At 66.6% G+C, this 25,757-nt stretch carries 27 protein-coding genes; 8 read left to right on the top strand and 19 right to left on the bottom strand.

Going from position 1 to position 25,757, the window contains the following annotated elements; genetic code table 11:
* Nucleotides 1-76: 76 nt before the first annotated feature.
* Both VGM20_07040 and VGM20_07035 read left to right on the top strand, forming a co-directional pair.
* Nucleotides 77-1,111: a N(4)-(beta-N-acetylglucosaminyl)-L-asparaginase gene (locus VGM20_07040; protein ID HEY4100615.1), complete on the top strand. Its 1,035-nt coding sequence runs from the start codon at nt 77-79 to the stop codon at nt 1,109-1,111.
* Nucleotides 1,108-2,367 carry a hypothetical protein gene (locus tag VGM20_07035; GenBank protein HEY4100614.1) on the top strand — a complete coding sequence of 420 codons (1,260 nt, stop codon included), beginning with the start codon at nt 1,108-1,110 and terminating at the stop codon, nt 2,365-2,367. Before VGM20_07040 ends, VGM20_07035 begins: the two co-directional genes overlap by 4 nt.
* 45 nt (nt 2,368-2,412) lie before the next feature.
* Here VGM20_07035 and VGM20_07030 read toward each other — a convergent pair whose 3' ends face one another.
* A complete protein-coding gene (locus tag VGM20_07030; GenBank protein HEY4100613.1) occupies nt 2,413-3,552 on the bottom strand; it encodes a saccharopine dehydrogenase C-terminal domain-containing protein in 1,140 nt (379 codons plus the stop codon).
* A gap of 68 nt (nt 3,553-3,620) precedes the next feature.
* On the opposite strand from VGM20_07030, the gene VGM20_07025 reads away from it, so the two are divergent.
* Nucleotides 3,621-4,250, top strand: a complete 630-nt coding sequence (locus VGM20_07025; GenBank protein HEY4100612.1) for a TetR/AcrR family transcriptional regulator — start codon at nt 3,621-3,623, stop codon at nt 4,248-4,250.
* A gap of 53 nt (nt 4,251-4,303) precedes the next feature.
* On the opposite strand, the gene VGM20_07020 is transcribed toward VGM20_07025, so the two are convergent.
* The gene (locus VGM20_07020) at nt 4,304-5,752 is read right to left on the bottom strand and encodes a pitrilysin family protein (protein ID HEY4100611.1); all 1,449 of its coding nucleotides are present in this window, start codon (nt 5,750-5,752) and stop codon (nt 4,304-4,306) included.
* Nucleotides 5,749-7,164: a pitrilysin family protein gene (locus VGM20_07015; protein ID HEY4100610.1), complete on the bottom strand. Its 1,416-nt coding sequence runs from the start codon at nt 7,162-7,164 to the stop codon at nt 5,749-5,751. Before VGM20_07015 ends, VGM20_07020 begins: the two co-directional genes overlap by 4 nt.
* Before the next feature lie 274 nt (nt 7,165-7,438).
* Between VGM20_07015 and VGM20_07010 the strand changes: the two genes are divergently transcribed.
* Nucleotides 7,439-8,296 carry a hypothetical protein gene (locus VGM20_07010; GenBank protein ID HEY4100609.1) on the top strand — a complete coding sequence of 286 codons (858 nt, stop codon included), beginning with the start codon at nt 7,439-7,441 and terminating at the stop codon, nt 8,294-8,296.
* A 155-nt stretch (nt 8,297-8,451) separates the two neighbouring features.
* A complete protein-coding gene (locus VGM20_07005; GenBank protein ID HEY4100608.1) occupies nt 8,452-8,862 on the top strand; it encodes a DUF1801 domain-containing protein in 411 nt (136 codons plus the stop codon).
* Between the two features lie 118 nt (nt 8,863-8,980).
* Here VGM20_07005 and VGM20_07000 read toward each other — a convergent pair whose 3' ends face one another.
* The 16 genes from VGM20_07000 to VGM20_06925 all read right to left on the bottom strand — a co-directional run bounded on the left by VGM20_07000 (nt 8,981) and on the right by VGM20_06925 (nt 22,726).
* Complete coding sequence (locus VGM20_07000; GenBank protein HEY4100607.1) at nt 8,981-10,195, bottom strand: ABC transporter permease; 1,215 nt, start codon at nt 10,193-10,195, stop codon at nt 8,981-8,983.
* Nucleotides 10,195-11,898, bottom strand: coding sequence for an efflux RND transporter periplasmic adaptor subunit (locus VGM20_06995; GenBank protein ID HEY4100606.1), 1,704 nt, complete (start codon nt 11,896-11,898; stop codon nt 10,195-10,197). Before VGM20_06995 ends, VGM20_07000 begins: the two co-directional genes overlap by 1 nt.
* The gene (locus VGM20_06990; protein HEY4100605.1) at nt 11,895-12,653 is read right to left on the bottom strand and encodes an ABC transporter ATP-binding protein; all 759 of its coding nucleotides are present in this window, start codon (nt 12,651-12,653) and stop codon (nt 11,895-11,897) included. Before VGM20_06990 ends, VGM20_06995 begins: the two co-directional genes overlap by 4 nt.
* Nucleotides 12,653-13,981 (bottom strand): TolC family protein, encoded by a 1,329-nt coding sequence (locus tag VGM20_06985; protein HEY4100604.1) that lies wholly within the window; start codon nt 13,979-13,981, stop codon nt 12,653-12,655. The genes VGM20_06990 and VGM20_06985 overlap by 1 nt, the downstream gene beginning before the upstream one ends.
* On the bottom strand, nt 13,968-14,483 hold the full coding sequence (locus VGM20_06980) for a hypothetical protein (GenBank protein HEY4100603.1): 516 nt from the start codon (nt 14,481-14,483) through the stop codon (nt 13,968-13,970). Before VGM20_06980 ends, VGM20_06985 begins: the two co-directional genes overlap by 14 nt.
* Nucleotides 14,480-14,827 (bottom strand): hypothetical protein, encoded by a 348-nt coding sequence (locus VGM20_06975; GenBank protein ID HEY4100602.1) that lies wholly within the window; start codon nt 14,825-14,827, stop codon nt 14,480-14,482. The genes VGM20_06980 and VGM20_06975 overlap by 4 nt, the downstream gene beginning before the upstream one ends.
* Entirely contained in the window at nt 14,820-15,374 is a 555-nt protein-coding gene (locus tag VGM20_06970; GenBank protein HEY4100601.1) for a sigma-70 family RNA polymerase sigma factor, read from the bottom strand. The genes VGM20_06975 and VGM20_06970 overlap by 8 nt, the downstream gene beginning before the upstream one ends.
* Before the next feature lie 28 nt (nt 15,375-15,402).
* On the bottom strand, nt 15,403-16,818 hold the full coding sequence (locus VGM20_06965; GenBank protein HEY4100600.1) for a phospholipase D-like domain-containing protein: 1,416 nt from the start codon (nt 16,816-16,818) through the stop codon (nt 15,403-15,405).
* The gene (locus VGM20_06960) at nt 16,815-17,405 is read right to left on the bottom strand and encodes an HD domain-containing protein (protein ID HEY4100599.1); all 591 of its coding nucleotides are present in this window, start codon (nt 17,403-17,405) and stop codon (nt 16,815-16,817) included. Before VGM20_06960 ends, VGM20_06965 begins: the two co-directional genes overlap by 4 nt.
* 27 nt (nt 17,406-17,432) lie before the next feature.
* Nucleotides 17,433-17,783, bottom strand: coding sequence for a hypothetical protein (locus tag VGM20_06955; protein ID HEY4100598.1), 351 nt, complete (start codon nt 17,781-17,783; stop codon nt 17,433-17,435).
* A gap of 65 nt (nt 17,784-17,848) precedes the next feature.
* Nucleotides 17,849-18,298 carry a peptidylprolyl isomerase gene (locus tag VGM20_06950; GenBank protein ID HEY4100597.1) on the bottom strand — a complete coding sequence of 150 codons (450 nt, stop codon included), beginning with the start codon at nt 18,296-18,298 and terminating at the stop codon, nt 17,849-17,851.
* Between the two features lie 50 nt (nt 18,299-18,348).
* Complete coding sequence (gene nth, locus VGM20_06945; GenBank protein HEY4100596.1) at nt 18,349-19,053, bottom strand: endonuclease III; 705 nt, start codon at nt 19,051-19,053, stop codon at nt 18,349-18,351.
* A gap of 16 nt (nt 19,054-19,069) precedes the next feature.
* The gene (locus VGM20_06940) at nt 19,070-20,791 is read right to left on the bottom strand and encodes a PHP domain-containing protein (protein HEY4100595.1); all 1,722 of its coding nucleotides are present in this window, start codon (nt 20,789-20,791) and stop codon (nt 19,070-19,072) included.
* Complete coding sequence (locus VGM20_06935) at nt 20,791-21,438, bottom strand: hypothetical protein (protein HEY4100594.1); 648 nt, start codon at nt 21,436-21,438, stop codon at nt 20,791-20,793. Before VGM20_06935 ends, VGM20_06940 begins: the two co-directional genes overlap by 1 nt.
* 11 nt (nt 21,439-21,449) lie before the next feature.
* Complete coding sequence (locus VGM20_06930) at nt 21,450-22,214, bottom strand: alpha/beta fold hydrolase (protein ID HEY4100593.1); 765 nt, start codon at nt 22,212-22,214, stop codon at nt 21,450-21,452.
* Nucleotides 22,215-22,270: 56 nt separating this feature from the next.
* Entirely contained in the window at nt 22,271-22,726 is a 456-nt protein-coding gene (locus VGM20_06925; protein ID HEY4100592.1) for a GAF domain-containing protein, read from the bottom strand.
* A 60-nt stretch (nt 22,727-22,786) separates the two neighbouring features.
* Here VGM20_06925 and VGM20_06920 point away from each other — a divergent pair, with 60 nt between their 5' ends.
* From VGM20_06920 to VGM20_06910, 3 genes are read left to right on the top strand one after another with little or no spacing between them, the layout of a single operon-like run.
* On the top strand, nt 22,787-23,362 hold the full coding sequence (locus VGM20_06920) for a hypothetical protein (protein ID HEY4100591.1): 576 nt from the start codon (nt 22,787-22,789) through the stop codon (nt 23,360-23,362).
* The gene (locus tag VGM20_06915; protein ID HEY4100590.1) at nt 23,359-24,090 is read left to right on the top strand and encodes an energy-coupling factor transporter transmembrane component T; all 732 of its coding nucleotides are present in this window, start codon (nt 23,359-23,361) and stop codon (nt 24,088-24,090) included. Before VGM20_06920 ends, VGM20_06915 begins: the two co-directional genes overlap by 4 nt.
* A complete protein-coding gene (locus VGM20_06910) occupies nt 24,087-25,748 on the top strand; it encodes an ATP-binding cassette domain-containing protein (protein HEY4100589.1) in 1,662 nt (553 codons plus the stop codon). The genes VGM20_06915 and VGM20_06910 overlap by 4 nt, the downstream gene beginning before the upstream one ends.
* Nucleotides 25,749-25,757: the final 9 nt, after the last annotated feature.

Raw genomic sequence — 25,757 nt, 5'->3', positions numbered from 1 at the left:
GTGCGAATCGCGCAAGGTCAAAGGTGACACGCCGGAAACGGCGTCGTACTTTCCTTCTTTCCCACTTGGAGCAATCATGTCGGAACCCGCCGTATCACGCCGTTCCTTTCTCGGAGCCGCCGGGGCGGCCGTCGCCGGGAGCGCGCTCCTTCCGCGCGAGCTGATCGCGGCGCCGACGATCCTGCGGCGCGCCGCGGCGCGTCCGTGCGTCGTCTCCAGCAACAATGGGCTGCGCGGCGTGAAGCGGGCGTTCGACCTCCTGGCCAAGGGGGCGGACACCCTCGATGCCGGCGTCGAAGGAGTCAAGATCGAGGAACTCGACCCGGCCGACCAGTCGGTGGGATACGGCGGCCTCCCAAACGCGGAGGGCGTGGTGCAGCTCGACGCGTCGTGCATGCACGGTCCGACCAGGCGGGCAGGTGCCGTCGGTGCGCTGGAGGGGATCAAGACGCCGAGCGAGATCGTCCGGCTGATCATGCAGTACACCAATCACATCATGCTGGTGGGAGAAGACGCCCAGAAGTTTGCCGTCTCGTACGGGTACAAGGCGGAGGACCTCCTCACGCCGGAATCGCGCGAGGCCTGGCTGCGGTGGCGCGCCAATCTCAACGCCGACGACAACTACGTCGACGTGCCGGCGAACAAGAAGATCCTGATGTACACCACCGGGACCAATCCGATGATGCTGGTCGACGCCAAGGGCGACATGTCGTCGATCGTGACGACGAGCGGTGTCGCCTGGAAGGTGCCGGGACGCGTCGGTGATTCTGCCATCGTCGGCGCCGGCCAGTACACCGACAACGATGTCGGTTCGGCAGGGTCCACCGGCCTCGGCGAGGCGAATATCCTCGCCACCGGCGGCGCTCTGACGGTCGACAACATGCGGCGCGGGATGCACCCCACCGATGCATGCCTGGCGACACTCAAGCGTGTGATGCAGGTGATCCCGGCGAAATGGATCGGCGCGGGGGGAAAGCCGACGTTCCAGCTGCAGTACTACGCCGTGAACAAGGCGGGCGAATACGGCGCGGCGGCGATGACGTCGTCGCCGTTCGCGGTGTGTGACGAGAAGGGTCCTCGCAGCGAGCAGTGCGCGGTACTCTATTCGTGATCGGCTCGCGACGCCGGATCGGCTTTGTCATCCCGAGCGAGGCGGCCCGTCGTCCCGAGCGCAGCGGCCGCAACGCGGCCGTGGGGTCGAGGGAACGACTGCGCAGTCGAGCGATCGTCTTGCTACTTGCGCTGATATTCGGTGCCGGCATTGGTCCGGCTGCGGGGCAGCAAACGACGGCCGAAATCGACTCCACCGCTTCATATCCGTGGCGGCTGTCGTATTTCCCCTACGTCACCGCCGAGCCGAATGACGGCGTGATGGCGATGGGCCGAGTCGTCTGGTTTCAGCAATCGCGGTGGAACGCGCGCACCTCCGTTGACCGGCAAGTGGCGATCGAAGGCGGATATTCGACGCGCGACATGTGGTTGCTCCGACTCCGCGCCGACATGCCGCACCTGGCAACCGGGTGGCGCGCACAGGTGATCGCGCAGGCCGATCGTGAGACCTATTCGCGTGCCGACGCCGGCTTTACCGGCATGTCGACCTTCGTCCGGGCGCATCGGTCTTTCGGAAGCGTCGAGATCACTCGCCGCATTGCGGGGCCGGTTGCGATCGCTGCGCGCGGCGAAGTCGTCCGGGTCAGCGCACCTGATGAGGGAGACGAGGTCACGTCCGCGGGGAGCGCGTCAGATTCGCGGATCCGGGTTGGCGTCGTCGCCGACCTCCGCGACCGGGAATACGACACTGAGCGCGGTGCACTCCTCCAGGGCGGAATGCTCGGAGGATCGGCGGCTGGCGGCTACCACGGTTTCTACCTGCTTGGTGCGTTCTGGATTCCAGCGACGTCATCGATGGTGATCACCGGTCGCGGCGGATATCGGGTGGTGAGCGGGTCAGACGGTGTCCCCGTCGATGCGTGGCGCACCATCCCTGCGTGGGAAGATGAAATTGTCGCCGGCGGCGGATTCGAATCGAATCGCGCGCTCCCCACCGGCGATCTCACGGGCTCAAAGGTGACCCTTGGTACCGCCGAAATCCGGCAGCGCATCGCCACGTTCCCCGGCGGCGGCCTTTCGGTGCTCGGGTTTGTCGACGGGAGCCGCACTCCGCCGCTCGGCGTGACGCTCACCCAGGTCGGCATCCCGGGTCAGGTTGCGGCGCTTCGGACCAGTGGCGGCGCGCTCGAGGATTGGGTGGTCGGGGCGGGCGGCGGGATTGCGCTCCGTCTGCTGCGGAGCGCCGTCCTCACCGCCACCGTTGGCCGCGCCCAGCATGCGACACGGTTCTACCTGCAGAGCGGGTGGAGCTGGTAGCGAGCCGGTCATCCCGTCCATGCCCCCCATCGCCGCGCCGTATGCTCAGGATTCGTGGATCACGATCCCGCGCCGCTTGAGCCCCTCGATGTAGTGATCGAACGGCATCCCTTCGTCCGGCGTCGTCACCCCGAAGCGAATCACCTGCCGCCGCGCCTGCACCAGCCCGGTGACTGAGAGCGAATACCCGGTGGTGCGCATCATCGCCGAGACATGGTGCGCCTCGTCGAAGTAGTCGAGGAGATCGAATTGCGTGGTGAGCGGCTTGCCATGCTTGTCGCCCGACACGATCACCCGCAGTGCCACCAGGTCGCGGCCCTCCGGCTTGGTGAGCTTGGGCGAGACGGAGGCAATGAAAGCGTCGCGCGGGACGACGGGATGGCCCTTCACCTTGACCGGTTCAAGATCGAGGAGACCGAGCTCGCGAATCGGCCGCATGATTGCAACGTGTCCCGGGTAGCGCAGCGTCTTGTATTCCATCTCGCGCACCTTCCCCTCGAAGGTGAACGGCATCGTCGACACGCCGCCCGCGGTATGGAATGCCTCAAGCGTCCCGATCGGTTCGGAGAACGCGAGATGCTCGACTTCGCTCAATGCGTCGACGGTCGTCGCGTTGCCGTCGCGGAGGATCCATGACGGCGTGGTGTAGTAGTCGAGCGCTCCTTCGAGCGAATAGACGATCTGGTAATTGAGCGGCGGCTCGGGATGCTGTGGCAATCCGCCGACGAAGATCCGCACGCGGTCGGCGCGATCGAGTCGCCGAATCCCTTCAGCGGCAAGGATGTTCACCATCCCCGGTGCCAAGCCGCAGTCGGGCATGATCGACAGCCCCTTGGCGTGCGCCTCGTCGTTGAGTTTTTTCTGCTCCATCACGATGTCGGTGTTGCCGCCGAGGTCGGCGAAATGACAGCCGACTTCGACGGCAAGTTTCGCCATCGGGCCGTTGAAGTAATAGGGCAGGGCGCTCATCACGGCGACATGATCCGCCATCAACGCGCGGACTGCGGTATGATCTGTCACGTCGAGCGGAACCGGGCGAAGTCGATCGCTGACGGCGTTGAGGAAGCGTGCCCGGCGTTCCGGCTGGATATCGGCCAGCGTGACCTGGGTGACGTCGGGATCGTGCAGGAGGTCGAAGGCGCAGGCGGAACCCTGCAGTCCGGCGCCGAGTACCAGCATCTTCATGGCTTGCCTTTGGTGGCAGAAAACTGTTGGCCGGACGAAAATAACCGGACCCGGATGCGAGAGGGCGGATGGCCGAAGCACCACAGACGACGCGCGATCGGCTCCTCGAAGCGGCCCGTGCCCTCTTTACCACCACCGGCTTCCACGCCACCACCACGCCGATGATTGCCCGGCATGCAGGTGTGGCCGAGGGGACGATCTACCGCCACTTCCCGAGCAAGGAAGCGCTGCTCAACGTCGCCTACCAGGAGGTGCAGCGGTGGGGGGCGACGCTGGTGCGCGACGCCGGGAATTCGACCGCGCCGACGGTCGGCGACCGCCTCACGGCCCTCGGCCGCGTCTGGCTCGCAGCGGCACAGGATGACCCCGCGCGGATGCGAATGCTCCTCGGCCCCCGAGCCGCTGCCGATCTCGATGACGCGTCGCGCGCATCGTCCGTCGAGCTGCGGCAGGGGCTGGAGCACCTGATCGCCCGCGGGAAGCAGGAAGGAACGGTCCGCGCCGGCGTGGTGGAACTCTGGACCGCGGTCTGGCTGACGCTCGTCTCGTTCGCGGTGGAGCAGGTTGCGTCGCGGGAATGGACCGCAACACACCCGCACGCCATTGCCACGCTCGACGCGGCGTGGGAAGCGATCGCGTGGCGGCCGATCGCCGTGGGCGCCGGTACCGCACCGGCGACGGACGGCGCCGGACGATAAAAGACTCCGGTGCGCGATGGGCATCGCGCACCGGAGTCTCCATCACACTGCGGCTACTGGTTGAGCTTCTTGCCGGTCTTGTCGAGCGTGACGACCGGCGCGATGCCCGTCGCGCGCACCGACGCGCCGATCTTGGCGCCATCGCCCACCACCAGAATGATCAGGTGGTTCGGGTCCATGTACTTCGCCGACATTGCCGCCACATCGGCGGCGGTCGTGCCGTTGACCTGCGTGATGTACTGCGACCACCAGTCGTGCGGGAGATTGTTGTCGACGATCCGCGACACGATGAACGAAATCCCGGCGATCGACTGCATATCGGACGGGAGCGAGAGGGTCAGCGAGTTCTTCGCCGCCGTGAGTTCATCCGCCGTCGCCGGCTTCGGGCCGGTCATCCCGCGCACTTCCTTCATCGCCTCGATCAGTGACGAATCGGTCTTCTCGCGCGTGACTGCGCCCTGCGCGCGCTCACTCCCCGGGCCCTTGAGCCAGCCGGAGAACGAGTTGAACCCGTACGAGTATCCGTGCACTTCGCGGATGTTGAGGTTGAGCCGCGACTGGAAGAGGCCACCGAGGATCGCGTCGGTAACGTCCATCTTCGCCATGTCGGGAGAGTATTCCGGCGGGAGCGGACGCGTCAGCACGATTTCCGACTGCGGCTTGTTCGCCATGTCGACGAAGTAGATCGTCGTCGCGCTCGGTTCCGGGGCCGCCGGATACGAGATCGCGATCTGCTGTCCGCTCCTCGGCCACCCTTCGAACGCCTTCGCCAGTTTCGCCCTGGCCTCGGCGCGGGTCATGTCGCCGACGACGTACACCGTCGCGTTCGCCGGGACGAAGTACTCCTTCGCGAGATTCGCGACGTCGTCGCGCGTGACGGCCCGGATATCAGCATCGTCGGTGACGCGACCGTACGGCTGATCGCCATAGAGCAGCTTCGGTGCGATCTCCCCCGCCACCGTTCCGACCACGTCCTGTCCGCGGGTGTATGCCGCGAGCGATTGCGCACGGAGACGTTCGAGCGCCGGCGCCGGGAAGGTCGAATGCAGCATCATGTCCATCATGATCGCGAGCGTCGGGTCGAAGTTGCGCGCCAGCGACGAAAACGACGCGCTCCCCGATTCCGTCCCGATGCCGAAGCCGACGTTGGTGCCGAGAAGCGCGAGCTCGTCGTTGATCTGGTCGCCGGTGCGGGTCGCGGTCCCCTCACGCATCATCGCCCCGACGAAATTCGCCACGCCCTGTTTCGCGCTGGTCTGCAACGATCCACCGTCGAAATGGATCGAGAACGACACCAGCGGCAGGTCATGCTTCTCGACGACGACGAGGCGCGCGCCGTTGGGAAGCGTGTCGACGCTCCAGGTGGGGACCCTGAAGGTCGGTGCCCCGGCCACCGGTGGCGGCCTGGTGCGGTCGAACGCGGATGCAACGCCCTGCGCGGAGAGCAGGGTCGGCACGGCGACGAGCGCCGCGGCCGCGGTGTACTGGATCAGGCGGTTCACTGTCCCACCTCCTGCTTCGAAGCGAACGGCGAAGTAATCGGCGTCGACTCGGCGGCGTGCGACGCGAGGTCGCGCTTCCCCATCGGGACGGCGGAGAGGACGATCCGGTTGGGACCGAGGTATTCGTTGGCAACGCGCTTCACGTCGGCCGGGGTGACGGCGAGGAGATCAGTGATGTTCTTCGCATACCACGATGGATCGTCGTGATAGATCCAGCCGCTCGCCAGCGTCACCGCCTTGCCGAGCATCGACTGCAACTGCGAATACGACGCGTACTCACTCCCGGCGGTCGCCTTCTTCATCTGCTCCGCCGTGGGGCCTTCGGCCTTGAAGCGATTGATCACCGAATCGATCGCGCTCTCGAGCTTGGTGAGGTCAGTCCCCGGAATCGGCACCACAGAGAGATCCATGGTACCGGCGTTTTCGTCCATGTCGGGGCGGAGCGAGATCGACGACGCCCACTTCCGCCTGTAGACGAACTCCTGCGTGAGCCACTGGGTCCGATCGCCACTGATGATCGAACCCATGACGCTGAGCGCCGCCCGATCGGCGGAGCGGACGCCGACGCCCGGCCACTTGATGAAGAGCTCGGGGAGCGACACGTTGTCTTCGTAAACGAAGCGCTTCGGCGCATCGAGATGCGCCGCGGGCACGACCGGGCGCGTGATCGCGGGGCCGCGCGGGATCGGACCGAAGTATTTCTGAACCCACGCCTTCGCCTGCGCCGGGTTGAAATCGCCGGCGATCACGAGCACGGCGTTGTTCGGCGCGTACCATTTGTTGTAGAAGGACTTCACGTCGGCTTCCGAAGCCGCGGTGAGGTCGGTCATCGATCCGATCACCGGCCAGTAGTATGGATGACCCGCCGGATACATCTGCGAGTTCATGATCTCATCGACGCGACCGTACGGACGATTGTCGTAGCTCTGGCGGCGTTCGTTCTTCACGATGTCGCGTTGCGCGTTGAGTTTGTTGATGTCGAGCGCGTCGAGAAGCCATCCCATCCGATCGGACTCGAGCCAGAGTTCGGTTTCGAGGTAGTTGGCCGGGACCGACTCGTAGAAGTTGGTCTTGTCGTTGTTGGTCGACCCGTTGTTCGAGCCGCCGACCCCCTCGGTGAACTTGTCGTGCGTCCCGTACGGCACGTGTCCCGAGCCGGTGAACATCACGTGCTCGAAGAGGTGCGCGAAGCCGGTGCGCCCAGTCTCCTCGTTCTTCGAGCCGACGTGATGCTCGACGTCGACGGCGACGACCGGCGTGGTGTGATCCTCCGAGAGGAGCACCGTCAGCCCGTTGGCAAGCTGGTACGCGGTGACCGGGATGTGGGCCTGTTTTCTGGGTCCCTGGGCGGCGAGTGCCGGCGGAAGTGCCGACGCGAGCGCCAGCGCGAGGACGATGGGCGTTTGTCTCACGAGGTCTCCTGCGATGGGAATTTCGAATCGGAACAAAGGTATGGGCTGACCGGAAAGGGGAGAAGGGAGTTGGGACAGCGTCAAAGCCGGCGCTCGGACCGAACTGCCGAGTAGTCTCACCCTACCGTGCGACCGCGGCGCCGCTACCACGTCTGTTAGCTGCCGGTACGACCCGCGCCCCGGGAAGTTTCTCGGCCCTGCCGCGGAACGTGCCGCGCTGCGGTAAGACGATGATGCACCGTGACTTCCGAAGAGGTATTAAGCGAGGATGCTGATGACGCAGATTGCCGATCCTCGCCAGGTCCAGCGCAACGCCCAGCGGCTCACTGCCGCGATCGCCCGGTTCCGCCCGGCGATGATCCCGCTCTTCTCGCTCTCGTCGGGGCGGCCCGATCTGATCGGGACCGGGGTGGCGCTCCGCGCAGGGCCCCAACGGCTGGTTCTCACCGCGACCCATGTCCTTCGCGGTTTCCAGGGAAGCACCGTCCACGTGCCCGCCGGCGATTGCTGGTGTCCACTTATTGGCGAGAGCCATTTTGCGGCAACGCGTGGAACCCGCAATCCCGACGACGACACCGTGGACGCCGCGCTCCTCGCGCTCGACGAGGCCAGTCCCACGGGATGGCGCAGCTGGCTACGACCCGAAGACCTCTTCCCCGGCTGCTCCGCCCGCCCGAGCGACCGCTTTGTGGTGGCAGGTTTTCCACGGAGCAAGGTGAGGAGCGGTGTCGGTCGCACGCGTGTCACGCCGAGGGCGGTCAGGTACTTCGGCCATGCGTTGGCGGCATCGCGCTACGAACCGGTGGTCGGCGACCCGGCGGTCCATATCGCGATCGGATTCAAGCGGCGGACGATCGTCGAAGAAGGACAGCTGGTCACACCACCGCCGCTGTACGGCACGAGCGGCGGCATGCTGATCTGGGCCCCGGGCGTGCGCAATCCCGCACGGATCGAGGAAAACCGGCTGGCGGGGATCCTGATCGAGGAGCATGGGGCACCAAACCATCTATTGCTGAGTACGCGTATCGATGTCTTTCTGGCGCTGATTCACGACCGGCTGCCGGAGCTGCGGCCGTATGTGCCGATGCCGCGCACGGTGCGGAGGCGACGGCGGAGGTGGTCGCGGAAGTAGCGCTTTGGGGCTGCCGGTATGCGCCTCCCGTCAGCACTCATGGTGATCGTGGCAATGTCCGTCGTGCCGGAATCAGCGGATAGCCCTTTGCTCGATTGGCGGTATATCTAATTGTCGCCGCTCGCAGCGGCGCCCCATCCCACACCGAGACCGCAATGGCAGAGGCAAAGACACGCCCGGCCGTCGAGAATGTGATGTCGTACCTCAGGAAGATCGACGACAAGCAGCGCCGCAGCGACTGCGCCGAACTGGTGAAGCTGTTCACTGGCGTGGTGAAAACCGAACCACTGATGTGGGGAAGCGACATCGTCGGGTTTGGGAGTTACACAATGACATACGCCGACGGGCGCGAGCTCGACTGGCCGCTCACCGGCTTCTCTCCGCGGAAAGCGGCGATCGTGCTGTATATCCCCGGGCTCCGGAACCATGGCCCCGCGATCAGGAAACTCGGCAAGTGCAAGGCGAGCGGCGGATGCCTGCACGTCAAGGCGCTTGCCGACGTCGACCGCGCGGGATTGAAAGCGTTGGTGGCCACGGCGGTAAAGGAGAAGCGGGCGAAGAAGTAGCGGCGGGGTGGACCATCGCGCGCCGCCAGCGTGACAAAGGAAAGAGCGACGCAATCGCGTCGCTCTTTCCGTGTCGTGTACCGTCGATCACTGTAGCCGCGCTCTACTGCGCCCGCCGCTACTCGTAGCGCAGCGCCGCGATCGGATCGAGGCTCGCGGCACGGCGCGCCGGCCAGAGCCCGAAGAACAATCCCACCAGCCCGGAGAAGACGAACGAGCTGGCGATCGCCACCGGCGAGATCACCGTCGTGGTGCCGTACTGCTTGCTCACGAAGATCGACGCTCCCACACCGATGATGATCCCCAGCGTTCCACCCGAGACGCAGAGGACCAGCGCCTCCACCAGGAACTGCGCCATGATGGTGAAGCGCGTGGCGCCGAGCGCCTTGCGGATGCCGATTTCCTTGGTCCGCTCGGTGACCGACACGAGCATGATGTTCATGATGCCGATGCCACCAACCAGGAGCGACACCGCTGCAATCGACAGGAGCAGCGTCGAGAACGTTTCCGCCGTCTGCTGCTGCGTCGCCAGGATGTCCTTCGGCGACCGGATCTGGAAATTGTCGTCCTGCCCGGGGCGGATCTTGTGCTGCTTGCGGAGGATCCGTTCGATGTCGACCATGCCGCGCTCGAGCGGCACCTTGGTGTTGACGATCACCGAGATCGAGCGCAGCAGGTCGTTGCCGAAGACGCGGAAGCGGGCCGTGCTGAGCGGAATCAGGATCTGCTCATCGGGGTTCTGGAATCCCTGCGATCCCTTCGACGACAGGACGCCGATGATCTCGAACGGGATCTGCCGGATTGCGATCGACTGTCCCACGACCGCCGCCGGGTTGGCGTTGAGGAGCTTCGGCACGTCGGAGCCGACAACCGCATATCGCTGACGCGACGCATCGTCACCGTCGGTGAAGTTGCGCCCGTAGGTGATGGTGTAGTTGTGCGCCGAGACGTAGTTGGCGGTGGTCCCCACGATGCTCGTGTTGATGTTGTTGTTGAGGTAGACCACCTGCTGGTTGCGCGAGAGCTCGGGGACGACGGCGTCGAGCGTCGTCGCTTCGGTGCGGAGCGAATCGGCGTCAGCGACGTGCATCGCGGCCCGGTCAGCCGAGGCGACCCCGCCGACACCGCGTCCCATGCCGGGATTGATGGTGACGAGATTGGCGCCCAGCGCGTTGATCCGGTCCTGCACCGCTTTCTGCGCCCCGCTCCCCATCGCCACCACGGTGATCACCGCGGCGACACCGATGATCACGCCGAGCATGGTGAGCGCCGCGCGAAGCTTGTTCGCGCGGATGCTCCCGAAGGCGACGCGGACCGTTTCGCCGATCAGCATCAGCGACCGCCTCGCCCACCACCGCCGCCGCCGCCGCCGCCGCTGCGTCCACCACCGCCGCCGCCCGCACTACCACCCGCCGGCGTTGCCGCACCGCCGCGCCCGCCGGCCGGCGCATTGCTGGTCGGACGAGTCTGACCCGGGAGCCCTGCGTTGGCGCTCATCCGCTGCTGCAGCTGCTGCTGGCTCTGCACCAACGACGCGCTCGGAAGGAGGAGGACCGAATCCCCCTGCGCCAGTCCGACCTTCACCTCGGAATAGTCGAGGTCGGTCAGGCCCGTCTGCACGTAGACCGGCGCCGGCTTCCCGTTCTTCATGACGAAGACGATGTAGCGCCCGCCAAGCGAGTAATCGATGCCACCGCCAGCACGGCCACCTCGACCGCCACCGCGCCGACCACCACCAGCACCACCAAATCCGCCGCCGTTACCTCCGCCATTGCCGCCATTGCCGCCGTTGCCGCCCGCCGACTCGGCGTTTCCGCCGCCGTTGCCACCACCGTTACCGCCGCGCCGGCCGCCATGGCCACCGGTGCTGTCGCCGCCGCGGTTTCCGCGGCGACCCATTCCCATGCCGCCAGTGCTGTCGCCGGCCGCGCCGCTGCGGCGGCCACGACGCCCGCTCCCCGCACCAGCGCCGGCATCGGCTGCACCGGCCGAGCTGTCGGGACCGGGGAGCGCCGCCTGCGGCACCGAGTCGGAATGCTGCGCCATCTGATCATCGAAGGTCTTCTTCGCGTCGCCCAGCATCTTCTGCAGGTCGGTCTGGTTGATCCCCAGCACGCTCCCCGCGCTGTATACATCCTTGTCGGTCCGGAGCGCCGGCACCGGCACGGCCAGGACGCCGAGGCGCTGGCCCACGGCGACGGTCACGTCGGCGTTCATCCCGGGCTTGAGCAGGTTGTCGCGGTTGTCGATCCGGATATCAACCGGGAACATCGTCACGTTCTGGATGGTGTCGCCCTGCGGCTCGATCTTGAGCACCTCGCCCTTGAACGGACGGTTGGGGTACGCCGCCACGATGACATTCGCCTGCTGGCCCGGGTGCAGCTTGCCGACGTCAGTCTCGTCGACCCAGGTCTTCACCTGGACCAGCGAGAGGTCGGCCATCGTGAGGATCACCGTGCCGCCGCTGGCGCTGTTGGTCGGTGATGAGATCACCGTGCCGCGCTGCACCGCTTCCTCGATCACGGTCCCGGTGATCGGCGCGAGCACCTGCGTGTCGCCGAGCGAGATCTTGGCATTCTCGAGCGAGATCTGGTCGCGGATCACGGCGGCGTTGGCCACCGAGACGGCGAGCTGGGCCGATTCGTATTCCTGTTGTGTCACGGCTTTCGCGGCGAGCATCTGCTTCTCGCGATTGAACTGGGCCTGCGAGTTGGCCAGTGTCGCGCTGTCGACCTGCAGCGCCGCCTGGGCTTGCGCCACGTCGTTCTGCGGGATGCGCGGATCGACCTGGACGATCAGCGTGCCGTGCTTGACCAGGTCGCCGGTCGACACCTTGATGTCGAGGATTTCACCCGACGCCTTCGACTTGACCTGAACCGTGGTGTCGGGGTTGATGGCGCCCGACGCCTGTGCCGTCACGATGATGTCCCGCCGCCCGACGGGTATCGCCTGGTAGACTGGTGCCGGCGCCTCCTTGTGGCAGGCGGCGGCGAGGGCGAGGGGAAGGACGAGCGCGATGCGATGCGAGAACTTCACTGGACAGCCTCCGCGGCAGAGTCGCGAGCGACCTTGCCATCCTTGAGTACGATCTGACGGTGCGCGTGCGCGGCAATGTCGGGTTCGTGCGTGACCAGAATGACGGTCTGGCCTTCCGCATGCAGCCGCTTGAACAGGCTCATGATTTCTTCCGACGTTGCCGAGTCGAGATTGCCGGTCGGTTCGTCGGCGAGGAGAATCGAGGGATCGTTGACCAGCGCGCGCGCAACCGCGACGCGCTGGCGCTGGCCACCGGAGAGTTCATTCGGTCGGTGATCCATGCGCTCGCCGAGGCCGACCGCGATCAGCGCGGCACGCGCCTTCTCATGACGCGCCTTGCTGCCGGTGCCCGCGTAGACGAGGGGCAATTCCACGTTGGCGAGCGCCGTGGCGCGCGGCAGCAGGTTGAATGTCTGGAAGACGAAGCCGATTTCCTTGTTGCGGATCCTGGCCAGCGCATCGTCGCCGAGTTCGCTGACGCGATGTCCATTGAGCCAGTATTCGCCCACGCTTGGCGTGTCGAGGCAGCCGATGAGATTCATCATCGTCGACTTCCCCGAACCGGACGGTCCCATGATCGCGACGAACTCGTTGCGGCGAATCGTCATGTCGACACCCTGGAGCGCGTGGACGCGTTCGGTGCCCATGATGTATTCGCGCTGGAGATTGCGCGTCACGATGACGGCGTCACGGGGCACACCGGCCGGGAGCGCCGCCATCCGTTCGTCGGTGGTCTTGATATCCGAGCGCGCCATCAGAGCCTCCGTCCCACGAGCGCATCCAGTTGCGCCTTCGCCTGCAGGTACGTGAACCGTGCCTGCACCATGCTGACTTCCGCCTGTGTGAGCTGCTGCTGCGCCTGGTCAACGTCGACGATCGTGGCCGCCGTTCCCACCTGGTAGCGCACCGACACGACGCGCAGATTCTCGGTCGCTGCGTCAACGGAGGTCTGGGCCACCGCGAGCTGCGCCTGCGCACTGGCCAGCGCCGCGTACTGCTGCGTGATCGACGCCTGGATCAGGCGCTCCTCGTCCGCGAGCTGCGCGTTGGCGTTGTCGGCCTGGATCGCCGCCGACTCGATGTTCAATTCGCGCGTGAAGCCGTTGAAGATCGGCCAGCTCAGCGAGAGGTTGACGTTGCGGCTGCCGCGCAGGGTGTAGTTGGAGTCGGCGTTGTTGCCGGCGTAGCCGAGTCCGGCGCTGAGCGACAGCGTCGGCCAGTAGGCGCTCCTGCTCGACGCCAACGCGGTGCGCGCGGCGGCCGCGTTGGCGGTGAAGGACCGGATCGAGGGGGACGCCGTGACCGCCTCCGCGCGGATCGCCGCGGTGTCGAGCGCCGTCATGTTGCGATAGTAGGTCGAATCGTCCACCGCGCCGACGCGCCCGTCCATCCCGACGAGGTGGCCCAGGTTCGCTTCGGCCTGCACCTGCTGCACCTGCGACTGGAGCAGCGACAGCTGCGCGTTGGCGAGTGTCACGACCGCACTGAGCGAGTCGGACCGTGCGGCAGCGCCGCTGGCGAGTTTCGCCGTGGCGACCTGCAGCGCCGCCTGCGCGCTGACGACGCTCGCCGAATCAACGCGCGCCAGTTGCTCGGCGGCGAGGACCGCGAAGTACGCCGTCGTGACCGTCAGCGCATTCTCGGCCTTGGTGCTGATCAGCGAGGCAATGGCTGATGTCTCGTTGGCGCGGGCCGTGGCGAGATCGTGGCTACGGCGGAATCCGTCGAAGAGCGTGAGCGACGAACTGGCATTCATCGACACCGATTGACTGGTACGGTTGCCGCTGATGATCTGTCCGGTGGAGGGATCCGAACGCGACGGACCCTGGGAGAACGCCCGGCTCCCGCTCGACGACACCGACAACGACGGCAGGAACGCGCCCTTGCGCGCCCGTATCGTCGCCTGGTCGACGTCGATCAGTCCCTGCGCCGCGATGATCGACGGCTGCGACTGCTCCGACATCCGGATCGCTTCATCGAGAGTGACGGTCTTGACGGGCGGCTGCGGCTGTTGCGCGTGCGCGGGGTTGGCGAAAACAAGCGCCGCAATCGCGGCGCTCATGAGGACTTCAGTGCGGACCACGATCAAATCCTCCTCGCGGACCTGGTCCGCTCGGGCTTCCGGAGCCTGGCGGTCCACCGCGGACGGCCTGGTCGTGCATCTTCCGCCGATTGGCATCGTCGGCGGTGTTCATCGAATCGTACTTGGCCAGCTGCGGCGCCGTGAGGAGCGCGCGAATGGCGTTACGCGTTTCGGTACGTCGGGTTTCGATCGCCGGACGAATGATCTGGAACAGCGAATCGAACTGCGGCGAAAGGGTGTGCTGCAACGAATCGACGTCGTGCCGTCCGCGTTCCCAGATCGCCGTGATGCTGTCGCGACGCGCCGGATCGAGGCCGAGCTTGAGGTCGCGATCGATGCGCGCGCCGTACCGGATGCCGGTGCCGCGCGGACTGCGACCGCGCCAGATCCAGGTCGCGTTGCCGGCGCGCGCCGCCATCGCGAGGCTCGCGCCACCGACGATCAGTCCCAGGGCGAACGCCGTGCCGAGCAGGGCCATCGCGCGCGTCCTGGAAGCGATCACGGATTCTCCGTCGAGGTCATCGACGCGAGGAGCACATTGGCCCCCGGCGCCGATCCTTCGAGCAACTGCCCGGCAACCGACAATGGTGCGACCGCATCGGTTTCCTCAGTGGTGCCACTGAACGTGTTCAGGCCCCATCCCGCGAGGACCGTCACCAGGGACGCCGCGACCAGCCCCTGCCAGAACCACGCGGCCAGCTCTTCGTCCCAGCTGCGCGTGCGCTGTTGCGCCATGCGCGCGCGGACGCGGTTGACGAACGCGCCACCCCACGGCAGTTCCAGGGCTTCGCGCAGCGCGCTGCCCAACTCGATGTCCGGTCCACCATCCAACGACGGATCACTCATTCCATTCCTCCTTCACCGTGCTAAGCACGCGACGCAGCGCGCGCCTTCCATGAAATACATCCGACTTGACCGTTCCCTCCGGAATGCCGAGCATCGCAGCGATCTCGGCCTGCGCATACCCTTCCGCATCAAACAGCACGACCGCCAGCCGTTGCCGCTCCGGGAGGGTAGCGAGCGCGGCCCGCAAACGCTCCCCCAGATCGAGGTTCCTCACATGCTTCCCCGGGTCTTCCCGGGCGGCCGCCGAGACCGAGTCGAGCGGCTCAGCCGCCCGGACCCGCCGCCTTCGCCGCAGGTCCCGCGCCGCATTCACCACAATCTGCATCAACCACGGCCGGAACGCCTTCTGAGGATCGTAGCGGCCGATCGCTTTCCAGGCGGAGAGGAATCCCTCCTGGGCTGCGTCGTCGGCATCCTCCCGGTCCTCGAGGATTGCATAGGCCACTCGCCGTGCCATCGCCTGATGGATTTCGATCAGGGCTCCGAAGGCCTCGGCATCGCCTCGCCCCGCCCGGGCCGCCAGCGCCGCTTCATCTACGCCCGTCATACGCGGGTAGCGGAGGGCACGTTGAGGTTCATCCGCGCTTTCTATGGCCGATCGCCCGGACCGCCAGAGCCGTCCCGGCGAGCCCGGCCAGAGCTGCCGAAATCCACGCCATCGGCCGGGGGAAAAGGGCAAAGAGGGCCGCGGCAATGAGAAGTACCAGCGCCAACGGCCCGAAGATAGCCGCCCGGGCCCCTTGCACCACGCTCCCCAGCAGGACGATTGCCCGGGTCCGGCGCTCGCGGAATGACGGAGAATGTCCGGCCAACAGGGCTTCCGACGGAGCCTGCCGGTCCAGCGCCGGGAAGACGTCCCGCCCCATCACGGTCCCGATCCGGCGGGGGCGGAGGAGGACTTCACTCGACCGGGCCAGGTCGGAGAGGAACTGCTCCTCCATTTGTTCGGCCAGCGCCGCCTGATAGACGAAGAGGTCGATCTCCCAGTTGGCAAGCAGTGAGGAGGGATTGAGATTGCTCGACCCGATCCGCGCCCAGAGCCCATCAGCCACGATCGTCTTGGCATGCAGCATCGGGCCGTTCCATTCCCAGATCCTGACCCCGGCCCTGAGAAGCCCCCGATACCCGATCCGGGAGAGGTTCCGGACCGCTCGTAAGTCGCTGCTCCCCGGCAGCAGCAGGCGGACGTCGGCGCCGTCGCGCGCAGCATCCTTGAACGCCTGATACATCCGCTGCGGTGCCGAGAGGTACGCCTCGGTGACCCAGATCCTCGACGCGCTCACCCCAAGGAGGAGATCGATGATCCGGTAGCCGCGTTCGCGCCCCGGTTCGGTGGCGACCACCCGTACCTGGGTGTCCCCGAACAGGACCGGCGCGCCGGAGAGTTCGGCAGCGTCGTCGGGTGCACTACCTCCGTTGAAGGTCCAGGCCCGGGCGAAGTTCCGGTCGAGCTCGCGGGCCGCCGGGCCACGGATCGCAATGCCGGTGTCGCGCCACGGCAACCGGCCGCGCGCCGGATCGCCGATCCACTCATCGCCGATGCACAATCCCCCCGCCACGGCGTGCTCGCCGTCGACCACCAGCAGCTTGCGATGATCGCGCGCGAAGATCAGGAGCGGATCGGCGATCGACAGCGGCCCGAATGCCTGCACCTCGACCCCGGCCTGGCGAAGCGCTCGCCAGTAGCGGCGACCGGTGCTGAACGATCCGACCCAGTCGTACATCAACCGGATTCGCACGCCGGCGCGGGCGCGCTCGATCAATTGCTCGGCGAACTCCTTTCCCGCCGTGTCGTTGCGGATGATGTAGTTCTCGAGATGGATCCGGCGCCGCGCGCGAGCGATCAGCGCGAGCATCGCCGGGTACGCGGCGGTCGCGTCGATCAGCAGGTCGACATGATTTCCGGCGATGATTGGTGACCCGGCGGCGCGGCCAAATGCCCGCTGAAGTGCCCGCTCCGCCGGCTCCGGAAAGACCTCCGGAAGGGTCACCCTTCGCCCAGACCGAGGGCGGCCTGGTGCGGGAGGAGTGCAGCGACGACGTCGGCGATCAGCTGGTCGAGCGGCACTCCGAGCGCCTCGGCACCGTTCCGCACGTCATCACGACTGACGCCTCGCGCAAACGCCTTGTCCTTCAGCTTCTTGAGCACCGATGGCGGCTCGAGGCCGGCGAGGGTCTTCCCCGGACGGACGCGGGCGCAGGCGACCACGAATCCGCTCAGTTCGTCGACGGCAAAGAGGACCTTGGCCAGATCGGTTTCACGCGGCGTTCCGGTGAACTCGGCATGTCCGAGGATCGCCGCGCATCCGTCTTCGGGGAACCCTTCGGCTCGAAGGTGGCGGACCCCTTCGGTGGGGTGCTCCTGGTCGGCCGCGCGGGCATCATTCGGAAAGCGTTCGTAGTCGAAGTCGTGCAGCAGGCCGACTGTTCCCCACCATTCCGGATCCGCGCCGTAGCGCGGTGCCATCTGCTCCATCACCAGGGCGACGGAGAGCATGTGGGCCCGGAGTGCCGGCGACGCCGTCCAGGCGTGCATCAATTCCTCGGCGCGAGCGCGATTCCATGGGGATGTCGACATGTCACAAAGCTAAAGGCTGGAACGCGTTCAGTGCATCGGGCCGGGTGCGGTACCGACCAGCGTTGCCTGGAAGACGAGCCGACTCGCCTCGACCTGATCGAACGAGATGACGAAGGCGTACTCCCCCGCCGTCGACAGCGGCAGATCGAAAACGAGGACGGCGGGCGCCTCGAGATCGACCACACCCGCGGGCGGCTCGTTGACCTGCATCATCCCGGCCTGCTCGAGGACGACGCCGCCGTCGGGATCGAGGAGCCGAACCCGCAGCTCATGGGTGCCGAGCTCGGTGCGGCGTCCGCGAAGATGGAGCACCAGGTGCGCGCGCGGATGGATCGCGGGAAACTGCTGCACTGCGACGTGCCGCCAGATCCCGAGCACGGACAGTTTCCCCTGCTGGTCGAGGAGGGCGTAATCGCAGAGGAGCGCCAGATCGACTCGCGTGGTCAGCTCACGCGGATCGAGTTGACGACGTCGCCTTGCCGGATCGCATTGACCACGTCCATTCCGCTGGTCACCTGTCCGAACACGGTATGCACGCGATCGAGGTGCGGTTGCGGCGAGTGGCAGATGAAGAACTGGCTGCCGCCGGTGTTCTTGCCGGCGTGCGCCATCGACAGCGTCCCCGCCACGTGACGATGCACGTTGGTCGCGGTTTCGCAGTTGATCATGTATCCGGGGCCGCCGGTGCCGGCGCGCGGATTGTTGGGTGTCTTCGAGAGCGGATCGCCGCCCTGCACCATGAAATTGGAAATGACGCGATGGAAGCGCGTGCCATCGTAGAACTCGCTGTTGGCGAGCTTCTCGAAATTCGCGACCGTACCGGGCGCCTCGTCGGGAAAGAGTTCCACGGTGATCGAGCCCTTGGCGGTATCGAGGATTGCAGTCTTTGCCATGAGAATCGGGGTTGAGGTGGACGGGAACAATAACGCCGCTCGCCGCGAACTCAGCGTCCTTTGTATCCCACCGACGGCTTGAATGCCGACGGGCAGAGATCACTCAGCACGCATTCGTCGCAGCGCGGGCGATTGGCGATGCAGACCCGACGCCCGTGCCAGATGAGAAGGTGACTCACCAGCGCCCAGTCCTCCCGGGGGACGATGGCCATCAGCTCTTCTTCCACGCGTTCGGCGTCGTCACCGTGGGTGAGGCCGAGGAGCCGGCCGAGCCGCAGGATGTGGGTATCGACGGTGATCCCCTCACTGGTACCGAAGGCGTTACCGAGGATCACATTGGCGGTCTTCCGGCCCACGCCCGGAAGGGACCGCAATTCGTCCATCGAGGCGGGGATCTGCCCCGAATGATCGGCGGTCACTCCCTGCGCCATGCCGATCAGATTCCGCGCCTTGGTGCGAAAAAATCCGGTGGGACGTACCACCGCTTCGAGTTCGACCGGCTTGGCGACCGCCAGCGACTGCGGATCCGGCCACCGCGCGAAGAGCGCCGGCGTCACCTGGTTGACCCGGACATCGGTGCATTGCGCCGAGAGGATCGTGGCGACCAGGAGCTGGTATGGGTTGGCGAAGTCGAGTTCACAGTGCGCGTCGGGGTATTGACGCTTGAGTCGCATGAGGATCTCGAGTGTGCGCGTGGTGCGATCGGCGCGCGACTCGCGTCCCTTCCGCTTCGGCGGTGACTGGCGTGGGGTCATGGGTGATCCGCGATGATCATCGCAGTCGTCGCGCGCAAGCGAAGTCGAGGAAACCGTCCGCGTCGCGACAGTTGAGGATGTCGGTCGAACCGAGGCCGCCCTTTCGCGCCATCGCGACGCCGAATTCGGTGTTGCCGATCCCGGCGATGTTGTGGGCATCGGCGCCAATGGAGATCATCACGCCGCGTGACTTCGCGCGATCGAGCTGGCGCCAGTCGAGGTCGAGGCGATGGGGATCGGCGTTGATCTCGATCGCGACGCGTGCGTTCGCCGCCGCATCGATGACGCGTTCGATGTCGAGCGGATACGGTTCGCGCGAGAGGAGCAATCGACCGGTGGGATGGCCGAGAATGGTCAGGTACGGTGACTCCATTGCGCGACAGACGCGGTCGGTCATCGTGTCGCGATCGAGATTGAAGCGCGAGTGCACCGACCCGATCACGAAATCGAAGCCGGCAAGGACGTCGTCGGGATAGTCGAGCGCGCCGTCGACGAGGATGTCGCTCTCGATACCCTTGAGAATGCGGAAGTCATCGAGCGTCGCGTTGATCCGGTCGATCTCTGCCCATTGCGCCTGCACGTCGTCAACCGACAGGCCGCCAGCGTATGCCGCCGCGCGCGAGTGATCGGTGATGCCGATGTACCGGAAGCCCGCGGCGCGGCACGCCGCTGCGAGCTGCTCGATCGAATTGGTGCCGTCGGACGCGCTGGTATGGCAATGCAGAAACCCGGCGACGTCCGACCGCTCCACCAGCTGCGGTATCGGGTGCACCACTTCGGCGCCGGACTCGCGCAGCTCCGGCGGGATCCATTCGAGTCCGATCGCCTGGTAAAGCGACTCTTCCGTCGGTGTCGCAACGAACTGACTCCCCTGCCAGAGTGCCGTGCCTGCGAAATTGAATCCCCGTGCCGCGGCGTGCGACGCGAGTGCCGCGAGGTGCGCCTCGCTCCCGGTGGCCTGCACCAGCATCGCGCCGAGATTCTGCGGCGGCGTCACGACGATCCGCACGCTGCTGCCACCGGCAAATCGCAGCGTCGCCCGGCGTTCGTCCTCGCCGGCGATTTCGCTCACGCCGGGCATGGCGCCGAGGGAGCGGAAGACCTCTTCGGGCGCCACATCCGCGACGAGGACGGTCACCAGTTCACTGACCACTTCACATCGGCGCCTCACCTCGCCCGCGGTGTAAGCCGCCATGATGTGTGGCACTCGGGTGAATCCTTCGCGGAGCGCTTCGGCTTCGCGCGCGGCGTGATGGGACAATCGCCACTGCGACGAGACGCGCAGGAAGGCGATCCCCTTGAGGATTTTTTCCGCCGTGCGCGCCCCGAACCGCGGCAGTGCGGCAAGGCGACCGTCGCGGGCGGCAGCTTCGAGATCTGGGATCGTCTCGATGCCGAGCGTTTGCTGGATCTGGCGGATCTTGCCGACACCGAGCCCGGGAATGCCGAGCATGTCGACGAGGCCGGCGGGAACTTCACCGCGCAGCTCCTCGAGAAGATTCGCCCGGCCGGTCCGGACCAGTTCGGTGACAATCTGCAGGATCGCGGGACCGATCCCCTTGGTCTGCGCCAGCGACCCATCGGCGATCCCGTCGTCGAGATCGCCGGAGAATCCGAGGATGCTGCGCGCCGCCGCCGTGAAGGCACGAACGCGAAACGGATTCTCGCCCTTGAACTCCAGGTAGGCGGCGATCTGTTCGAGCGATCGCGCCACGCCAGTACGGTCCATGACGGCCATCACCGTTCTCCTTCGCGGCCCCGGGCGTTCCAGCCGAGGAGGAGGAGCTCGTCCGGACCGTCGACCGAATGGAGACCGGCCACGCTTCCACCTTCCATCCGGGGCACGAACAGCGACGAACCGTCATCGCGTTGACGGATGTCCGGGCGATCACCATCGACAGCGACCACCGACACGCCAGGCCGATCGGAGTGAACGCCGAAGCACGCAACCATTCGCATCCCTCCCTCGACGTCCACGTCGAACCATCCGTCGAGCGGCTCGAACGGACCATCCTCCGTGAGCATCCCCCACACGATTCGCGGCGCCACCTGAATGTATTGCGTCGGCCGCGGTCCACCCGTGCCGGCGCGCGCGTCGGGCCCGACCGCCGCTGCTGCTGGTGCGCAAAGCGATCGAGTCGCGGCGGCGTCGAACGAGATCGTCCCCTCGCCATCGCACCAGAAGCGGTACGCGGCGTGCACCAACGCCACGAAATCGTCGACCGCGTCACCCAGGCCGGCCTCGGGCCGCAATTCCTGCATCAGCTCCAGAGCCGGTGCCGCGAGCAGAAAGGCGTCGAGACCGGGGCGTTCGCCGGTCGCGCCGCGGATCGCAGGAAAGCGTTCGTCGCGGAATGGCGCGAAGATCAAGTCGAACGGATGCACGCGCACCGGTGTCACAAATGCGGCAGAAACGGATCGAGGGCAGCGACAAACGCGTCGGGCGATTCGACATATGGGACATGCCCGCAGTGCGGCAGTACCACCAGCGGAGCCTTGAGCGCTTCCGCCGTCGCCGACGCGGTCGCGAGTGGAATCGGATCGTCATCGCCGTGCACGACGATGGCGCGAACGTCGAGGCGGCTGAGCGCGGGGCGCAGGTCGAAGTCGGGGCCGAGTGATTCCCAGATCGCGTCCTGCGTGCGACCGGTGATGCGGAACGGCGTCAGGTCGCGAGCTCGGGCCGGGGTGTGAAAGTATCCGGCGACCGCCAGTTCGAAGAGCCGCTTGTTGTACCCCTGGATATCGCGCATCCGGCTCGGCGCCGCCTGCAGTTCGCGCCGTTCGGCGAGGAGCTCGGGCGTCGAGTTCCGGCGCGCGAGGTTCTGCTCGAACTCCTGTCGCTCGCTGCGGGCAGCGGGTGCCGGCGACACCAGCGCGAGCGAGGCGACGCGATCGGGATACGTGACGGCGTAGAGCATCCCGAGGAGCGCTCCCCACGAGTAGCCGCAGAGATCGAGGCGCGGCAATTCCCAGATGGTCCGCAACGTCTCCAGGTCGTCGACCTGTTCGCGCCATCCGACCGGCACGTCCCGCGGGACGGCGGAGCGTCCGCCGCCGCGCTGATCGTAATAGACCAGCGTGCGATGGCGTGCCAGCAGATCGAAGCCGGGGAGGAGGTAGTCGTGTTGCGCGCCGGGCCCACCGTGCAGCACGGTCACTTCCGGACCGTGTCCACTTCGATGCTCGTAGATGTCGGCGCCGCGAACATGCCGGATCAGAGAAGTACCGCCAGCGCGTCGGCGACCTGCCGCACCGCGCGTTCCTCATCACCGTTAAACGGATCGGGAACGTCGGAGTCGACATCGATCTGGCCGAGGATCGTCGCGCCGCGTCGAATCAGGACGACGAGTTCCGACCGGGTGAAGATGTTGCATGCGATGTAGTTCTCGCGCGCGCGCACGTCGCCGACGTTCTGGTCCGATCCGGTGGCGACGGCGGTGCCGCAGACGCCGTGGCCCACCGCGATCCGCTGGTGCTCGGTGTCGCGACCGCTGAACCCTTCCAGCACCAGCTCGTCGCCGTGCAGCATGTAGAGATAGACCGATGTGTACGGCGGGCCGGCCTCGCGGATCAGGTCGGCCGCGAGCACCAGCAACTCCGGACGCGTCGATCCATGGTTGAACGCCGCACGGAGCCGCGTCACGATCCTCTCGCCGTCAAGCACTGCCACGGGAACTCCTCTCCTCTGGGCTGGTACATTCTACCGACCCTCGCAACGGCGAACCACCACTTGCGGATTTCCCCCAGGCTCTTCGCGCTGATTCCCGCCGCAGTGGCGATCAATCTCGTGGTTGGCAGCGTGGTGCGGGAACTGGCGCTGCCGGTCTTCCTCGACACGATCGGCACGGTCCTCGTGGCGGTGCTCGACGGCGCGGCTGCGGGCGCATTGGTGGGGACGATCAGCCAGCTGCTGGTGGGACTGCTGACCGGTTACCAGTACTTCCCGTTCGTGGTGGTCCAATGGCTTCTCGCTGCCCTTGCAGCGGTGGCCGCCTCGAGGCGCGGCTTCGCGCGCCTGCCGCGAACGATCGGATGGGGTGTCGTCTGCGGCCTCTGCTGCGGCACCGTATCGGCGGTGATTTCATACACGCTGTTCCGCGGCGTGACCGGCGGCGGAGTGACGTGGGTGACGGCGATGATCCGCGCGGCCGGAGAGCCGCTCCCCGTGGCCGTGGCGATCGGGTCAGGCGCAACCGACATCCTCGACAAGGCGCTCGTGATCGTGGTCGTCGGACTGGTCCTGCGCACCTTTCCCCGGCGGATTCTCGGCCGATTCCCGCTGGCGGCTCGGGCAGTCGGCCAGTGACGCTGGCACGAGCGGCGCATCCGTTCACCCCCGCAACCATCGCGCTCGGCGCGATTGCATTGTCGCTGGTCCTCCCCGATCCCCGTTCGGTGGGGTTGCTCTGCATCTGCGTTGCGATCCTTGCCGCCGCTACCGGTGCGGCGCGCGGCGTCGTGCGTGCATGTGCGGTGGTCTTCCCGATCTGGATTCTCCTCTTCATCCTGCAGGCGCTGCTGGGCGACGCGCCGCGGATGGCAGCGCCATGGGGGGGCACACTCTCGGTTTCGGGTACCGGATGGATGCTTGCGCAGGGGAGCCGGCTCACCGCGATTGCGTTGGCATCCCTCTCGTTCGCGGCCGTCTTCGATCCGGACGCGTTTCTGCAGGCGGCGATCGACCGTCGCTGGCCGTTCGGTATCGCGTTTCTTCTGGTCGCGACCCTCGATGCTGCCGACCGGCTCTCCGCGCAGGCCCGTCAGCTTCGCGAAGCGCAGCGTACCCGCGGCGTGCACGTCGCCGGGTCGATCTCGACGCGAATCCGCGCGGTACCGGCGCTGGTCTTTCCACTCCTGCTCGCGTCGCTCACCGACGCCGGCGACCGGTCGCTCGCCCTCGAGACCCGCGGGCTGATGCTCCAGGGCCCACGCCACGCGATTGACCCGCCGCGCGACTCGATGGCGGATCGGACTGTGCGGTGGTGCGTCGGTGCCATCCTGCTTCTCGCGGTGATCTGGCGAATCACGCGATGACGCACATTGCGACATGTGGCCTTGGGTTTCGGTACCCGGCGCAGGAGAGATGGGCGCTCGATTCCATCGATCTCGATTTCGCGCCGGGAGAGGTGACGTGGGTAAATGGCGCGCTGGGAAGCGGCACCAGTACGCTGCTCCTCGCGCTGGCCGGACTCGCCCCGCGGCTCACCGGCGGTGAGCGGCGCGGAACCGTTGTGGTAGATGATGCCGATCCCGCGGACCTGGCGCCGCTCGCGGCAAGGATCGCCTATCTCGGTCCGTCGCCCGCGGTCCAGGTCAGCGGCGTGGCCAATCACGTGCTCGGCGAAGTTGCCCTGGGGCCAATGAACCTGGGATGGGATCGCGACCGCGCCCTCGCCGCCGCAGACGGGGCGCTCGGCGCACTCGGCGTGACGCACCTGGCGCAGCGAGATCCCGGCGCGTTGTCGGGCGGCGAGACCCAACGCGTGCTGCTGGCGGCGCTGCTCGCGTCCGATCCCGCTGTCTGGCTCCTCGACGAACCTTTCTCAGCACTCGACCGGTCGGCAACGGAGCGGGTGCAGCAGTTATTGCGCGACTGGGCGCATGCCGGCGCGACGGTGATCATCGCCTGCGATAACGCCGACCTGATGCTCCCCGTCGCGGATCGGCTGATCGTTTTTCGCGACGGCCAGGTGGAGCTCGATGGGTCGCCGCCGTTGCTCCTCGCCGGCGACGCCGTGCTGAAATTCGGTGCCGGGACGACCGATGCGGCCGACCTCGCGACACGCGCCGGGTTTGCCGCACCCCGGCCGCTCACCAGCGACGCCCTGGTGGATCGGGTCGAAGCCGATCCACCGAGGGTGACCGCTCGTGAACACGCCGGGAACCGACCGGCGTCACCCGGCGGATCTGTGGCATTGCGCTTCGACGATGTCGCCTTCTCCTATCAGACCGGCCGGCTGGTACTCGATCACGTTGGTGTCGAAATCAGCCCAGGCGAAGCGGTGGGCCTCTTCGGCGCAAATGGCGCGGGAAAGTCGACCTTGTTGCGTCTCGCCATGGCGCTCGAGCATCCCAGAAGCGGATCGGTCACGACGCTCGGGAGGGTCACAGCCCGCATGCATCCGGAGGATCTGGCGCCGCAGGTGGCCTTTCTCTTCCAATCGCCCGAACGACAGCTCTTTGCCGGATCGGTACAGGGGGAGTGCTCGCTGGCGCCGAAACTGGCCGGGTGCGACCCACGTCAGGCGGCGGACCGGGTCGCCAGGACGCTGGCCGAGCTGGGACTGGCCGATACTGCGGAACAGCATCCATACGATCTACCGCTTCCGCGCCGACGCCTGGTAGCGCTCGCCGCGGTACTCTCAGCGGATCCTGATCTCCTGTTATTGGATGAACCGACTGCCGCGCTCGACAACACTTCACGGAACCTGGTGATCGACGTCGTTCGAAAGCGGATCGGTCTCGGCAAGACAGTCCTGGCAATTACCCATGATCCGGTTTTCGCCCACGAGGCGCTCGACCGCGGCGTGGTTCTTGATGGCGGGCGGATCGTACAGGATGATACGGTGCGAGCGGTGATCGATGGGCGGCGGTTGGCGCGCCCGGCCGCTTTGATGGTCGCGGTTTCACTCGGGCTCGGACCCGGTGAGGACCGCCGGAATGATGTCGCGCAGCTGCTGCGCACCAGGTGAAGGCGAGGT

This window comes from Gemmatimonadales bacterium (genome assembly GCA_036500345.1).
Classification (GTDB): domain Bacteria; phylum Gemmatimonadota; class Gemmatimonadetes; order Gemmatimonadales; family GWC2-71-9; genus Palsa-1233.
Note: the sequence above shows the minus strand (reverse complement) of the source record. Positions and strands in the feature narration are given on the sequence as shown.